This is a genomic window from Segatella copri (assembly GCF_026015465.1).
Taxonomy (GTDB): domain Bacteria; phylum Bacteroidota; class Bacteroidia; order Bacteroidales; family Bacteroidaceae; genus Prevotella; species Prevotella copri_E.
In genome coordinates this window covers 143,097-157,817 of the sequence record NZ_JAPDUQ010000002.1, presented here as the reverse complement: position 1 = coordinate 157,817, position 14,721 = coordinate 143,097, and the positions used below count along the sequence as shown (strand labels likewise).

Below are 14,721 nucleotides of genomic sequence, written 5' to 3'. Positions count from 1 at the left end.
ATATAAGAGAGATTTTTCTCTAACCTAACAATTGCTATTCAGCATCCTTCTCCAATTCTGCCTCATGATCCGCAATCAGCTTACTCTGAATGTCGGAAGGAACCAACTCGTAGCTGGCAAACTTGGTAGTGAACGAAGCACGTCCACCAGTCAGTGAACTGAGAGAGATGGAATAGCTGGCAAGTTCCTTCAAAGGAATCTTGGCACTCAACTTCTGGTAACCGGCCTCGCTGTCCATACCCATAATGAGAGCACGACGTCCCTGGAGATCACTCATCACATCACCCATGAAATCAGCAGGCACATAAACCTCAAGATCATAGATAGGCTCCAGAATCTTCGGACCAGCCTGTTTGAAGGCATCGCTGAACGCATGGCGGGCAGCAAGCATGAACGAAAGTTCATTACTATCTACAGGGTGCATCTTACCATCATAAACGATGACACGTACATCACGTGCATAACTGCCCGTCAACGGACCATGTTCCATACAGTCCATAACACCCTTCAGAATAGCTGGCATGAAGCGGGCATCAATGGCACCACCAACCACAGAGTTGAGGAATACCAGTTTACCACCCCATGGCAAACTAACCTCTTCACGGCTCTTAATATTCATTTTGAACTCCTGACCGTTGAAGGTAAATGACGTAGGATCAGGCATACCTTCTGCGTATGGTTCAACAATGAGATGCACCTCACCAAACTGACCAGAGCCACCACTCTGTTTCTTATGGCGGTAGTCAGCACGAGCCTTCTTGGTAATAGTCTCACGATAAGGAATACGTGGCTCTTCGAAAGTCACATTGAGTTTTTCGTTGTTTTCCAGACGCCACTTCAGCGTGCGGAGATGGAACTCACCCTGTCCTCTTACGATTACCTGGCGCAATTCCTTGCTCTGATCAACAATCCAAGTAGGGTCTTCCTGGCGCATCTTCAGGAGTGCAGCCATCAGTTTCTCAGTATCCTGAACATTGGCAGCCTTGATAGCACGTGAATACTTAGGGTTAGGATATTTAATGAAGTCGAAACGCCACTCAGCCCCCTTACCATTAAGGGTATTGCCGGTCTTCACGTCCTTCATCTTCACGGTACAGCCAATATCACCGGCATTCAACTGCTCTACAGGCACACGGTTGGCACCCGCACAGGCATAAATCTGTCCGATACGCTCCTTGGAGCCACGATCTGCATTAGTCAGGTCGTCACCATTCTTGATAGAGCCGCTCATCACCTTGAAGTAGCTTACCTCACCGATATGAGGTTCCATACCAGTCTTGAAGAAGTAAACACTCTCAGGACCATTGCTGTCTGGCGTTATTTCTTCACCACGTGTATTATGCAGTTTCGGCATCTCGCTTACGAAAGGAACCACATTGCCCAGGAACTCCATCAGGCGGTGAACGCCCATCGACTTACCTGCACAAACGCAGAACACAGGGAAGATGCTACGGGTAACCAATCCCTTGCGGATGCCCTCGCGAAGTTCATCTTCTGTCAGACTCTCACTCTCGAAGAACTTCTCCATCAGTCCCTCATCGTTCTCGGCTGCAGCCTCTACAAGAGCCGAATGAAGTTCCATGGCTTTCTCCATTTCCTCTTCTGGAATATCTTCAATAATAGGAGCACCGCCCTCAGGCTTCCAGGAATATTTTTTCATCAATAAGACGTCAATGAGAGCATTGAAGCCTGAACCGGTCTCGATAGGATATTGTATCTGCACACACTTAGAACCATAAATGTCCTTCATGGTGGCTATGATATTATCAAAGTCGCACTTGTCTGAGTCGAGCTGGTTTACCAGGAAGATGACAGGTTTGCCCAACTTCTCTGTATAACGGAAGTTGTTCTGTGTACCTACTTCTGGACCATACTGACCATTGATAAGGATAACTGCCTGATCGGTAACATTGAGAGATGTAATGGCACCTCCCACGAAATCATCGCTACCTGGGCAATCTATAATGTTAAGCTTCTTGTTGTTCCACTCTACATGAAAAACTGTAGGGAACACAGAGTAGCCGTATTCCAACTCAACTGGGAAGTAGTCGCTCACCGTATTTTTCGCTTCTACAGAGCCTTTACGCTTGATAACGCCTGCTTCAAATAACATACTCTCGGCAAGTGTAGTCTTGCCGCTACCCGCACTGCCCAACAGCGCAATGTTTTTAATCTCATTTGTCTGATAAACTCTCATGACGCTTATAGATTTTTAAGGGTTATACTTAAATTTGCTAGTTGCAATCCACAGTCAAACCACCGGTTTTTCTGTTTCATGCTACTAAAGTACAAAAAAAATCGCACATTGCCAAAAGTTTTGGGCAAAAAACTTCTATTTTTTAAAACATATTAGTACTTTTGCACTTTGTTTAGACATGTTTTTGTCTTTACACCTTATTATATATAGAAAAAGAAGTTCAGAAATATGGCAGGACTATACATACATATCCCCTTTTGTGAAAGCCGGTGCATCTACTGCGGTTTTTACAGTACCACCTCCCTCAAGTTAAGGGATGATTACACTGAAGCTCTCTGCCGGGAGATGCAGATGCGCCCGGCAAAAGCCGCTCTCGGAAGCAATGAAACTATCGAAACCATCTATCTGGGCGGTGGAACCCCGAGTCAGCTCAACGGCTTCCAACTCAACCAGATTTTCTCTGCTATCAGAAAAAACTATACGCTGGCAGAGAATATGGAGATCACGATGGAATGCAATCCGGACGATGTAACCGGTGATTTCTGTGAGACGCTGAAGCAACTCCCCGTCAACAGAATCAGCATGGGAGCGCAGACCTTCAGCAATGAGCGCTTACACTTTCTGCATCGCCGTCATAACGCCAGAGAGGTAGAAGAAGCCGTCGACCGGCTCCGCAATATCGGCATCCGCAATATCAGTATCGACCTGATGTTCGGATTTCCCGAAGAATCTCTTTCCCAATGGATGAGCGATATCAGGCATGCCATACAGCTGGATGTGGAACACATATCTGCCTACAGTCTGATGTACGAAGAGGGAACGCCCCTCTACCATATGCAGAAACAGGGAAAGATTAGCGAAATAGATGAAGAAACCAGTCGCAAGATGTATGAAACCCTGATAGACCAGCTTACTGGAGCAGGCTACGAACATTATGAAATCAGCAATTTTGCCCGTCCGGGGTTCCGTTCACGCCACAACAGCAGTTACTGGCACGAGGTACCATATATCGGAATAGGAGCAGCCGCCCACTCCTACAATAGGAAGCAGCGCAGCTGGAATATCGAAAATATCCAGACTTATATTCGAAGCATCGGCGATGGCATTCTGCCTTCTGAGAGTGAACAGCTAGATATTTCCACCCGATACAACGATCTGATAACAACCGCCTTGCGAACATGCGACGGAATAAACCTCATGAAGATGGAGCAGGAATTCGGAAAAGAACTGGCAGACAGACTGCTCCAGGAAGCCCAGTCGCATATCAGCCGGGGGCTGATGAAAATAAAGAACGGCAGGCTCTCCCTCACTCGGGAAGGTCTTTACATATCGGATGATGTGATGAGTGATTTCATGATTATATAATGGTTTCAACAAACAAAAAGAGGGTGTGTCATAAGTCTGTGACGCACCCTTTTTTTGTGTGTGTTTCTATATATTCTAGTTGAATCGTAGTCTTTCTTCACAAAGGGAATCTTATTATATTGTATAGAAACTTTACTTTTCTTGTTTTATCGATAACAAAACAGCCCCAAAGCTCACAAAAGGGCATAGTTATCCCTGACGATAAAACAACCAAAATTGAGTTTTATCGTTTTATACCCAAATATTTCTTCAAATTGAATCCCATTCCGAACAATCCTAGATCCATGTAAACCTTGTCCATTCCAAAATGCCTGAATCGCTTATAATGCATATCTGCCTTCATCTGCCCAAATACAGCTTCCGGCTCTATCGGTCGCTGGCTTCTGTGTTTCAAGCCCTCTTCAGACGTTAGTAGCAGGAAGGCTTCCTTTTTATATGCATTCAGTTTATGGTTGACATATATGGTTCTGTTGCCTTTGGATTTCTTGCAGAGACTTCCAAGCGGACATCCATCACATCGTTGTGCTCTATATAATGTAATGACAGACACATAGCCGGAGTCACTTTTCGTTTGCCGTTGTCCACAAGGTTCCATGTGTTGTCCCATGGGGCAGACATAATAGTCATCATCCCTGTTGTAGTAGAAGTTCGCTTGGTTGAAGGCATCCTCCTTGAAAGGCTTATGCTGTTCCTTGTGAAACCAGTTGTACTTTACATAACCCATCATTTCTTCCATCTCTAGGTACTCGTAGTTCTCCTCCGAGCCATACCCTGAGTCTGCGGTGACGCTCTTGGATTGCTTTCCATATCTTTTCTTGTACTTATCCAAAAAAGGCTTGAAGGTCAGGGTGTCTGTTGGATTGGGATAAAGGGCGAAATTCGTCCAATATTGATTCTCTGTCGCAATTTGAAGGTTATAGGCAGGCTTTGTCTGCCCATTGTTCATGGCATCTTCCTTGAGGCGCATGAAGGTCGCATCGGGATCAGTCTTGGAGTAACTGTTTCTCTCGCCCAGTATATCCAGTGATTTTTCATACTCGCACAGTTTGTCCGAGGCTTTGAACAAGTGATCTATCTGAGTATTTAGCTTTTGCTTCTCTCTTCCTGTAAGCTTTGCCTTAGGAAGGTTCTTAGCTTGCCTCTCACACAAACGTGCACTTCTCTCTACATCCTTGGCGGAAGTGGCTGGCTCGCTGTCTTCTTCCTTAATGTCACTCCCGCCATTCAGGCGAATTTGTTCTTTTATCTGAGCCAATGCAGCAGAGGTCTTTTCCAAGAGCTTAGCCCTGTTCTTTTCCACAGTCTTCTTCCATACAAACGTGTACTTGTTTGCTTTCGACTCTATCTTAGTGCCATCAACATATTGTTCCTCCAGACTAATCACGCCCTTTTCAACCAATATGGAGACGACTGCATCAAAATAAAAGTCGATGCATTTAATCATATGATTGGATCTAAAGCGGTTGATTGTTGCGAAAGATAATTGCTTACCTCCACAAATCCACATATAGCGAACATCGTATTTAAGTGCGTCCGCTATGCCACGACAGGAATAAACGCCATTGATATAGGCAAAAACAACTAAACTTAGAAGCATCTTCGGACTGTAAGGAGGAGCACCAATCCCATCATAGGTATCCATGAGAGGGTTGATGTCCATACTGCGAACAATACGATCCACCATACGAACTTTGCTGTCTTTTGGCACATAATCATCGAAAGAGTTAGGAAAAAAGCTCAATTCGTGCCGAGTTTCAGATTTTATTTGTATCTTTGCCATACTTAAAGAAGTTTTCTGCAAAGATACAAATCTTTTGCGGAAAGGCAAAGCCCGAGCTTGTGAAAGTTTGGGCTTTGTTGTAAATAAAAATGTTTTTTAAAGATTTCGTATCTGTGAAAAGGCAAAAAATAAAAAGGGGTGCGTCACAGACTTATGACACACCCTCCTAATTTCTTTAAACCATTTTTCTTGTATACTTCATAATAAAAAGCTTTAATGCTCTTGACTACTTGTATGGTAGATTTCTTTTTCTGCAACATAGGCTTAACCAGCTGCATCACAGCAAAACAAACTACCACAATAAGCAATACTACTGCCCAAGAGAGAATCTCACTCTGAATATCCAAAATTGGCTGGAGGCCAATGCCCAAAGCCACAGGCAGGATAAAACAGACCCAATCTATCGGGCTGTCAAGCTTGGTTGATTCGATATATTCATCGCGTAATGCTTTTGGAGCATTCAAGATTAATCTTTTCTGGTGCTTATTCCAGTAATCTTCAAATTCTTTTTCCATGCAATCCATTTACTGTTTTGTCTTAAAACTAGACGGTTAAAACTTCAATACTTATACTTTTCTTTATACTTTTCGGCTACAAAGATAAGAATAATTATTCATTTCTCCAAAATTACAACATACTACTTTGAATATTTAACGTATATTAATTCTAATGGTCAAAACAAAAACTTCACTGCATCACTTGACAATAGCCTGCTTGTATATAGACAGGAAAAGGCAACACCCAACGACGGGCATTGCCTTTCTTGTATAATAACAAAGAGGAATTTTATCTCTCATTAAGTGGCTTATACACCAGTTCGCCAAGAATATTCTTATATGCAGGACGGATAATACGACGGCCTTCGAAATTGAGTTCTTCAATACGATGGGCTGTCCAACCCACGATACGTGCCATGGCGAAAATAGGTGTATAGATTTCCTGTGGCAAACCAATCATTTCATAGATAAAGCCACTGTAGAAATCAAGATTTGCACACGCTGGCTTGCTGCCTCCACGGTGTTCCTGCAGACATTTGATACCTTCCTGCTCTATCAACTTCAGGAAATTATACTCGTCTTCTCTCCTCTTTTCCTTGGCAAGTTCACCTGCCAGGCGCTTCAGTTCAACGGCACGTGGGTCACTCAAAGTATAGACCGCATGACCGATACCATAAATGAGACCTGTCTTGTCATAAGCCTCCTTGTTAAGCATTCGCTTAAGGTAAGTATCAAGTTCAGTTACATTACCCCAATCCTTGATAGCTTCTTTCAAGTGGTGGAACATATTGATAACCTTGATATTGGCACCACCATGCAAAGGACCCTTTAAACTACCGATACCAGCAGCAATAGAACTGTAAGTATCTGTACGGGTAGAAGATGTTACACGTACTGTAAAGGTTGAGTTGTTACCACCACCATGTTCTGCCTGGATAATCAGGAGAAGGTCGAGCATACGGGCATCTAGTTCGGAATAGTTTTCATGCTTCATCATATAAAGAAAGTTCTCTGCAATAGAGAGATTCTCACGAGGATGACGAATATGTAGACTTCTACCCTGAACAGAGTGACGGTAGATATTGTATGCATAAGCAATGATGGTTGGGAACTTGGCAATCAATTCAATACTCTGGCGCATCAGATTGTCACGGCTGATGTCATCCGGATTCGGATCGAAGGTGTACATTTCGAGCACACAACGGGCCAGGATGTTCATGATGTTGCTGCCTTCCAGTTCGATGATATGGGTAATCGTACGATGATCAAGCGGCATATTATCGTTCAGAAGTTCCTTGAAAGCATCCAATTCCTCCTTATCAGGCAACTGGCCCGAGAGCAGCAGGAAGGCTACTTCCTCGAATCCGAAACGCTTCTCCTTCAAGAGAGGAGTTACCAGGTCATCAAGTTCATAACCACGATAATAAAGTTTACCTTCAGTAGGGGTCAACTTACCTTCTGCATCGCGCTCATAACCCACTACATTACCAATATTGGTCAGTCCGACCAACACACCAGAGCCATCCTCATTACGAAGTCCACGCTTCACATTGAACTTCTTGAATGCATCCTTATCAATCTTGCATGAGTTTTTTACCTCATCGCTTAATTTATATATTAAATATTCTTTATTCATAACTGTTACTTTTTTAGCTGTATGGCTACAACTATTATTTTTTTGCAGCAAAGTTCAATGCAGAACCAGCCTTAAACCATGCAATCTGTGTATCATTATAAGTATGCTCAACCTCGAAACTATCCTCAGAACCATCCTTGTGCTTCAGGGTGACGGTGAGTTTAGAACCTGGAGCAAACTCCTTCAAACCTGTCAAAGAGATGCGGTCGTCCTCCTGCACCTTATTATAATCATCCTTGTTGCAGAATGTGAGGGCAAGCATACCCTGCTTCTTCAGGTTGGTTTCGTGGATGCGGGCGAAACTCTTGGCGAGAATCACCTTCACGTTGAGGAAACGAGGCTCCATAGCTGCATGCTCACGGGAAGAACCTTCACCATAGTTATCCTCTGCCACCACGATGCTGCTGATGCCTTTTGCCTTGTAAGCCTTGGCAGCGGTAGAAACCTCGACATAAGCACCATCCAACTGGTTCTTCACCTTATTACTCTCACCGTTAAAGGCATTAACGGCACCCATTAAAAGGTTGTCGGAGATGTTCTGCAAATGTCCACGGAACTTCAGCCAAGGACCCGCCATAGAGATGTGGTCGGTGGTACATTTGCCCTCGGTTTTGATAAGAAGCGGCATATCTGTCAGGTCTTTTCCATCCCATGGAGCAAACGGAGCAAGTTTCTGGAGTCGGTTGCTGTCAGGCGCAATAACTACCTCTACATTGGCATTTTCTTCGCTTGGAGCAATGAATCCCTTATCCTCTACGGCAAAACCCTTAGGTGGGAAGGTGAAACCTGTAGGCGCATCGAGCATCACGCTGTTGCCCTCCTTATCCAACAAGGTATCGGTAGCCGGATTGAAGTCGAGACGGCCCGCAATGGTGAGAGCCACGGTGAGCTCTGGACTGCCGATGAAGGCAAACGTATTAGGGTTGCCATCAGCACGGCGGCGGAAGTTTCGATTGAAAGAAGTGACGATGGCATTCTTGCGCGTATTATCGTCGGTATGACGCTTCCACTGTCCGATGCAAGGACCGCAGGCATTGGTCATGATGAGGGCTCCAATCTTCTTGAAATCATCAAGGATGCCATCACGCTCGGCTGTATAGCGAATCTGCTCTGAACCTGGGTTGATGATAAGCTGTCCCTTCACCTCAATACCTTTCTCATAAGCCTGACGGGCAATGCTGGCAGCACGGGCCAAGTCCTGATAAGAAGAGTTGGTACAGCTACCTACCAATCCTACTTCTACTACCATCGGATAATCGTTGGCAGGACCTTTTGCCTTCATGTGAGAGATTGGTGTGGCTGCATCTGGAGTGAACGGACCGTTAAGATGAGGTTCAACCTTAGAAAGGTCGATTTCAACAATCTGGTCGTAGAAAGCAGACGGATCTGCCAACACCTCATCATCAGCACGGAGTTCGGCTGCATTCATCTGTGCGAGAGATGCAATTTCTTCACGGCCTGTCTTGCGGAGATACTCGCTAGCATTCTGGTCGAATGGGAAGATAGAGCATGTGGCACCCAATTCGGCTCCCATGTTACAGATGGTAGCCTTGCCAGTGGTAGAGATGCTGTCCAATCCCTCGCCGAAGTATTCGAGGATGGCATTGGTTCCGCCCTTTACGGTAAGGATGCCGAGGATTTCGAGAATCACATCCTTAGGAGTGGCCCAGCCAGAGAGTTTACCTGTGAGATGCACACCAATGAGACGTGGCATCTTGAGTTCCCAAGGCTGACCGGTCAACACATCTACGGCATCAGCACCACCTACACCTACTGCCACCATACCGAGACCACCGGCATTAGGAGTATGAGAATCGGTACCCACCATCATACCTCCAGGGAATGCATAGTTTTCGAGCACTACCTGATGGATGATTCCGGCACCAGGTCCCCAGAATCCGATATGATATTTCTGAGAAACAGATTTCAGAAAGTCATATACCTCTTTATTAGTCTTACATGCCTCAGGAAGGTCTTGCGTAGCGCCCACATCGGCACGAATCAAGTGATCACAATGTACGGAAGCAGGTACGGCCACCTTGTCCTTACCCGCATTCATGAACTGCAAGAGTGCCATTTGCGCAGTCGCATCCTGCATCGCCACGCGATTAGGACGGAAGTCAACATATTCTATACCTCTTTTATATGGTCGCAACTGTGTAGGGTCGAAAAGATGCGCAAAGAGCACCTTCTCGGCATAAGTAAGAGGTCGTTTCACCGTAGCCTTAGCCTGGGCTACACTTTCCGAATACGAAGCGTAAAAGCTTCTCAGCATTTCAATGTCCAATATCATCTTGTTCACAATTTTAATTAATTATACACTCTTTCGAGCAATTCTGTTTGCAAAAATACAACTTTTTCTACAAATAGTAGCATGTTTTATCGAAAATTTATCATTTTGATATGATTTTTCTGTTTTTTGATAATTTTGTTGCATATTTATACGTTAATCACTCTCTTTCTCCGGAAAAGCAGGATTATGATATGAAAAGACAAGAATGGCTACGGAAAGGCAGGAAAACAGAGAAAAAAGAAAGGAAAGTGAAGAAAAGAGAAGTAAAAATGAAAGAAAAAGCAAAAATTTTTGGTGCTCTCCGCATTATTTATTATTTTTGCAGATGTTATGAGAATAGACATTATTACAGTATTACCAGAGATGCTGGAGGGATTCTTCAATGAGTCCATTCTGGCACGTGCGCAGAAGAAGGGTCTAGCGGAGATTCATCTGCACAACCTGCGTGACTACACATTAGATAAATGGAAGCGTGTGGACGACTATCCATACGGCGGAAGTGCCGGCATGGTGATGCAATGTGAACCAATAGACCGCTGCATTGCTGCGCTGAAGGCAGAGCGCGAGTATGATGACGTGATTTATGTTTCGCCAGATGGTGAAACTTTCAACCAGAAGATAGCCAACGAAATGTCGATGCAGGGTAACCTCATCATCCTCTGCGGTCACTACAAGGGTATTGACCAGCGTGTGCGCGATCATCTCATTACCCGCGAAATCAGTGTAGGTGATTATGTGCTGACGGGTGGCGAACTTGCTGCAGCCATCATCTCAGATGCCGTCATCCGACTGGTTCCGGGTGTTATCAGCGACGAACAGAGCGCACTTTCCGACTGTTTCCAGGACGACATTCTTGCCGCCCCTATCTACACCCGTCCTGCCGACTACAAGGGATGGAAGGTTCCGGAGATTCTGCTCAGTGGCAACGAAGCCAAGATTCGCCAGTGGGAATTCGACCAGGCCATGGAAAGAACCAAGCGCCTGCGCCCTGACCTGCTGAAATAAGAAGAAATCATTGCTGATTACTATCATACCCAGAACGGTGATTTTTAGGCACGGTGTAATCCGTTCCAAAAAATCACCGTTCTACTCATTCTCAAGCCATATACTAAAACTCTACACCTTATTTATCAACTACACCTTATTAATATTATTCTTTTTCTACGCATTTTTCGCAGAAAGCCTCACCCAGCATGAAACCTTCTTCGTAGAGGCGTTCCAGTTTATCGGTATCCTTCTCTATTCTGCCAACTTCCAACGGACGGATTGGACGGATACAGGTAATCTTACCCGCAGCCTCCAGATCATCTACAAGCTGGATCTGTTCGTTATAAGCCCGATGACGGTGACTCAGAGCCACACGCAGGCGAGGATAGTTCTTATATAAATAAGGTATCTTATGGTCTTTGCCCATATCACGCCATCCTTTGTTGCGAGTCAGGACAACCACATTGTGTTGCCACCCCATGTCAATGGCGTGCTGTACCGGAATACTGTCCGCAATACCACCATCCAACATCGGAATGCCATCCACTTCCACAATCTTGCTCACATATGGCAAACTGCTGGAAGCACGCACAACATCCAGTGCACGCTGCCTGTCATGATTCTCGGAAAGATACATAGCCTTGCCCGTAAGACAATTGGTAGTAACCATCTCGAAACCATCGGCATACTTAAAATAGGTATCAAAATCGAAAGGCAAGAGCTGGTTCGGAAACTTATCGTAGAGCAATTTGCGGTCAAAGATACACCCCTGAGTCACCAGATGGCGAATACCGATATACTGGTATCGGGCCAGATAATCGATGTTAGAGATACGGGCACGCCGAGGCTGGCGGCTCATATACGACATGCCATTACATGCCCCAGCCGATACAGCCACCGTATAAGGGAAATAAACATCATGCTTCATGAAGGCATCCAGTACCCCACTGGTGAAGACCCCTCGCATGCCTCCTCCCTCAAGAACCAAACCTGTTGTTTTCAAATTTAATTTCATAACACACTCTCTGCTTTTAAAATTCTGAAAATAATTATATTTTGCTCGCAGCATAGACAATTTTCTTACATTTTGTCTAGCTAAAAGCCGTTTTTATATTAATTATTTATAAATTTACGCGTTTTATTCAATTTTGCTTGCAAAGATACGTATTTTTTGGGAAATAATTGCTAACTTTGCAAGCAAAATAATGTAAAATACTAAAAATATGTTCAGCAAAGAGACTTACATCAGCCGCAGACAGGAGCTGAAGAAGCTTGTGAAAAGCGGCGTAATTATACTTTTCGGAAACAACAATTCACCATGTAATTTCCCTAATAATGGATATTACCCTTTCCGTCAGGACTCGACATTCCTCTATTATTTCGGATTGCAGCGCGACGGTCTGGTAGGTGTGATAGATATAGACAATGATATTGAAACCCTGATTGGCGACGACATCGACCTCGTAGACATCGTATGGTACGGAAGCGTTGACAATGTTCACGATCTTGCAGCGCAGGTAGGCGTTCACAACTCAGCACCTATGAAAACGCTCAAGACTATCTGCAACGACGCCATGTCGAAGAAGCGCAAGATTCATTTCCTGCCACCTTACCGCTACGACATCAAGCTGCAGGTATTCGACCTTCTGGGCATCCATCCTAACCAGCAGAAAGAAGAGGCCAGCATGGACCTCATCAAGGCTGTTGTGAAGATGCGTTCAACTAAGACCCAGGAAGAAATCGAGGAATTGGAGCGTGCTGCTGTCATCGGATACAAGATGCATACCACAGCGATGAAGCTCGTACGTCCGGGTGTGACAGAAAAATATGTTGCAGGTCAGGTAAGCGGCATTGCCCACTCTTACGGAGCCATGGTCAGTTTCCCAACCATATTCAGTCAGCACGGTGAAATTCAGCATGGTTATCCATCTATGAATGTACTGGAAGAAGGCAGACTGGCACTTTGTGATGCAGGTGCAGAAACTATGAACAACTACTGTTCAGACAACACCCGCACCATGCCGGTGAGCGGAAAGTTCAGCCAGCGCCAGTTGGAAATCTACTCTATTGTAGAAGAATGCCACGACCATGCGCTGGATGTAGCCAAGCCAGGCGTAAAATGGGCTGACGTACACTTCTCTGTTTGCCGCCTGCTCTTCGACCGCATGAAGGAGCTCGGACTTGCAAAGGGTGATACAGAAGAGGCTGTAAAGGCTGGAGCACACGCCATGTTCCTGCCTCATGGTTTGGGCCACATGATGGGAATGGATGTTCACGACATGGAGAACCTCGACCAGATTAACGTTGGTTTCGACGAAGAGGTACGCCCTAATCTGGAGCAATTCGGTACCAACTGCCTGCGTATGGGTCGCCGTCTGCAGGAAGGTTTCGTGGTAACCGACGAGCCGGGAGTTTACTTCATCCCTGCCCTCATCGACGACTGGAAGGCATCCGGTCACTGTGCAGAATTCCTCAACTTCGACAAGATTGAGACCTATAAAGATTTCGGTGGTATCCGAATTGAGGACGATGTACTCATCACCAAAGATGGTTGCAGATTCCTGGGCAAAGACCGCATACCTTATCATCCAAAAGATGTTGAGGAGTTCATGGCAGCCAACAAGGAATAAAATTTCTGAAAGAGAAATCATTTCAGAAAAAGGAATCAGAGAGAAGATATAACAAGAACATTAATATAAAGAGAAAAGAATTCATGAAGAAAACTATGATTGTTGCAGCCTTGATGGCTTTGGTAGCCACAGGAGCAAATGCGAAGAAAGCTGCAGACTCTGCAGAAGTAGCAAAGAACAAACCTGTATTTACTGTAGTAAAGCAGAATCCTATCACTAGCATCAAGGACCAGAACCGCAGTGGTACGTGCTGGGCTTACTCTACCCTCAGCTACTTCGAGAGCGAAATCTTGAAGAAGACAGGCAAGACCTACGACCTCAGCGAAATGTTCGTAGCCAACAAGACTTATATGGACCGCGCCACAGTGGCTGTAAGAATGCACGGCGACGTGAGCTTCTCTGAGGGTGGTAGCGCCTACGATGTACTCTATGCTTTGCAGCACTATGGTATTGTACCTGAGTCTGCCATGCCTGCACCAGGTTCATTGACAGGTGACTCTTTGGCTAACTTCGGTGAGTTCTTCAATGTAATGACTCCATACGTAGAGGCAGTAGCAAAGAGCACAGCTAAGAAGCTTTCTCCAGCCTGGAAGAGCGGTCTTCAGGGCATCATCGACTCTTACATCGGTAAGGCTCCTGAGAAGTTTACATACGAGGGCAAGCAGTATACTCCACAGAGCTTCTGCCAGAGCCTCGGTTTGAATCTTGATGATTATGTAACCATTACCAGCTACACCCACCACCCAATGTGGAGCAAGTTTGCTGTTGAGGTACAGGATAACTGGCGCTGGCCTTTGAGTTACAACGTTCCAATGGAAGACATCTGCAAAATCATCGACAACGCTGTAAACAACGGTTACACAGTAGCTTGGGGCGGTGACGTAACAGAAGATGGTTTCACTCGCAAGGGTCTCGGTATCGCTTACGACGTAAAGAAGGTTCGCTCTATGGCCGGTACAGATGCTGACCATTGGTTCAAGCTCTCTAAGGACGAGAAGAAGGAGAAGTTTGATTCTCTCGGCGTAAATGCTCCTGAGATTGTTCCTACACAGGCTATGCGTCAGGAAGCATTCGACAATTGGGAGACAACTGACGACCACGGTATGCACATCTACGGTACCGCTAAGGATCAGAACGGCAAGGAGTACTACATGGTTAAGAACTCTTGGGGCGAGTATGGTGACTACAAGGGAACCTGGTACATGACCAAGGCTTTCGTAGCTTACAAGACTATGGACTTCATGGTTAACAAGAACGCCCTTCCTAAGGACATCCGCAAGAAGCTCGGAATCTAGGAGAGTTTTAATAGTTAAAAGTTATAGTTAACAGTCTATAG

At 45.2% G+C, this 14,721-nt stretch carries 10 protein-coding genes; 4 read left to right on the top strand and 6 right to left on the bottom strand.

The window, feature by feature from the left end:
* Nucleotides 1–34: 34 nt before the first annotated feature.
* Complete coding sequence (locus ONT08_RS07485) at nt 35–2,197, bottom strand: elongation factor G (RefSeq protein WP_264959636.1); 2,163 nt, start codon at nt 2,195–2,197, stop codon at nt 35–37.
* Between the two features lie 228 nt (nt 2,198–2,425).
* Here ONT08_RS07485 and hemW point away from each other — a divergent pair, with 228 nt between their 5' ends.
* On the top strand, nt 2,426–3,562 hold the full coding sequence (hemW, locus tag ONT08_RS07480; RefSeq protein ID WP_264959635.1) for a radical SAM family heme chaperone HemW: 1,137 nt from the start codon (nt 2,426–2,428) through the stop codon (nt 3,560–3,562).
* Between the two features lie 223 nt (nt 3,563–3,785).
* Here the strand turns inward: hemW and ONT08_RS07475 are convergent, their stop codons facing one another.
* The 4 genes from ONT08_RS07475 to ONT08_RS07460 form a co-directional block, all read right to left on the bottom strand.
* A complete protein-coding gene (locus ONT08_RS07475; RefSeq protein WP_118200255.1) occupies nt 3,786–5,342 on the bottom strand; it encodes an IS1182 family transposase in 1,557 nt (518 codons plus the stop codon).
* A gap of 143 nt (nt 5,343–5,485) precedes the next feature.
* Nucleotides 5,486–5,857, bottom strand: a complete 372-nt coding sequence (locus ONT08_RS07470) for a hypothetical protein (protein ID WP_264959634.1) — start codon at nt 5,855–5,857, stop codon at nt 5,486–5,488.
* Nucleotides 5,858–6,128: 271 nt separating this feature from the next.
* Nucleotides 6,129–7,475 (bottom strand): citrate/2-methylcitrate synthase, encoded by a 1,347-nt coding sequence (locus ONT08_RS07465; protein WP_264959633.1) that lies wholly within the window; start codon nt 7,473–7,475, stop codon nt 6,129–6,131.
* Between the two features lie 34 nt (nt 7,476–7,509).
* Nucleotides 7,510–9,768, bottom strand: a complete 2,259-nt coding sequence (locus tag ONT08_RS07460; RefSeq protein WP_254971255.1) for an aconitate hydratase — start codon at nt 9,766–9,768, stop codon at nt 7,510–7,512.
* 330 nt (nt 9,769–10,098) lie between these two features.
* On the opposite strand from ONT08_RS07460, the gene trmD reads away from it, so the two are divergent.
* Nucleotides 10,099–10,773 (top strand): tRNA (guanosine(37)-N1)-methyltransferase TrmD, encoded by a 675-nt coding sequence (trmD, locus tag ONT08_RS07455; RefSeq protein ID WP_006847387.1) that lies wholly within the window; start codon nt 10,099–10,101, stop codon nt 10,771–10,773.
* A gap of 145 nt (nt 10,774–10,918) precedes the next feature.
* On the opposite strand, the gene ONT08_RS07450 is transcribed toward trmD, so the two are convergent.
* Complete coding sequence (locus ONT08_RS07450; protein ID WP_117587121.1) at nt 10,919–11,770, bottom strand: patatin-like phospholipase family protein; 852 nt, start codon at nt 11,768–11,770, stop codon at nt 10,919–10,921.
* A 208-nt stretch (nt 11,771–11,978) separates the two neighbouring features.
* Here ONT08_RS07450 and ONT08_RS07445 point away from each other — a divergent pair, with 208 nt between their 5' ends.
* Both ONT08_RS07445 and ONT08_RS07440 read left to right on the top strand, forming a co-directional pair.
* Entirely contained in the window at nt 11,979–13,385 is a 1,407-nt protein-coding gene (locus tag ONT08_RS07445) for an aminopeptidase P family protein (protein WP_264959632.1), read from the top strand.
* A gap of 83 nt (nt 13,386–13,468) precedes the next feature.
* Nucleotides 13,469–14,680, top strand: coding sequence for an aminopeptidase C (locus ONT08_RS07440; RefSeq protein WP_264959631.1), 1,212 nt, complete (start codon nt 13,469–13,471; stop codon nt 14,678–14,680).
* Nucleotides 14,681–14,721 lie beyond the last annotated feature (41 nt).

Bases quoted from the DNA above. Each gene is read 5' to 3' on its own strand.
- ONT08_RS07485 (WP_264959636.1), bottom strand. From the start codon at position 2,197: ATGAGAGTTTATCAGACAAATGAGATTAAAAACATTGCGCTGTTGGGC.
- ONT08_RS07470 (WP_264959634.1), bottom strand. From the start codon at position 5,857: ATGGAAAAAGAATTTGAAGATTACTGGAATAAGCACCAGAAAAGATTA.
- ONT08_RS07460 (WP_254971255.1), bottom strand. From the start codon at position 9,768: ATGATATTGGACATTGAAATGCTGAGAAGCTTTTACGCTTCGTATTCG.
- ONT08_RS07475 (WP_118200255.1), bottom strand. From the start codon at position 5,342: ATGGCAAAGATACAAATAAAATCTGAAACTCGGCACGAATTGAGCTTT.
- hemW (WP_264959635.1), top strand. From the start codon at position 2,426: ATGGCAGGACTATACATACATATCCCCTTTTGTGAAAGCCGGTGCATC.
- ONT08_RS07440 (WP_264959631.1), top strand. From the start codon at position 13,469: ATGAAGAAAACTATGATTGTTGCAGCCTTGATGGCTTTGGTAGCCACA.
- ONT08_RS07445 (WP_264959632.1), top strand. From the start codon at position 11,979: ATGTTCAGCAAAGAGACTTACATCAGCCGCAGACAGGAGCTGAAGAAG.
- ONT08_RS07465 (WP_264959633.1), bottom strand. From the start codon at position 7,475: ATGAATAAAGAATATTTAATATATAAATTAAGCGATGAGGTAAAAAAC.
- trmD (WP_006847387.1), top strand. From the start codon at position 10,099: ATGAGAATAGACATTATTACAGTATTACCAGAGATGCTGGAGGGATTC.
- ONT08_RS07450 (WP_117587121.1), bottom strand. From the start codon at position 11,770: ATGAAATTAAATTTGAAAACAACAGGTTTGGTTCTTGAGGGAGGAGGC.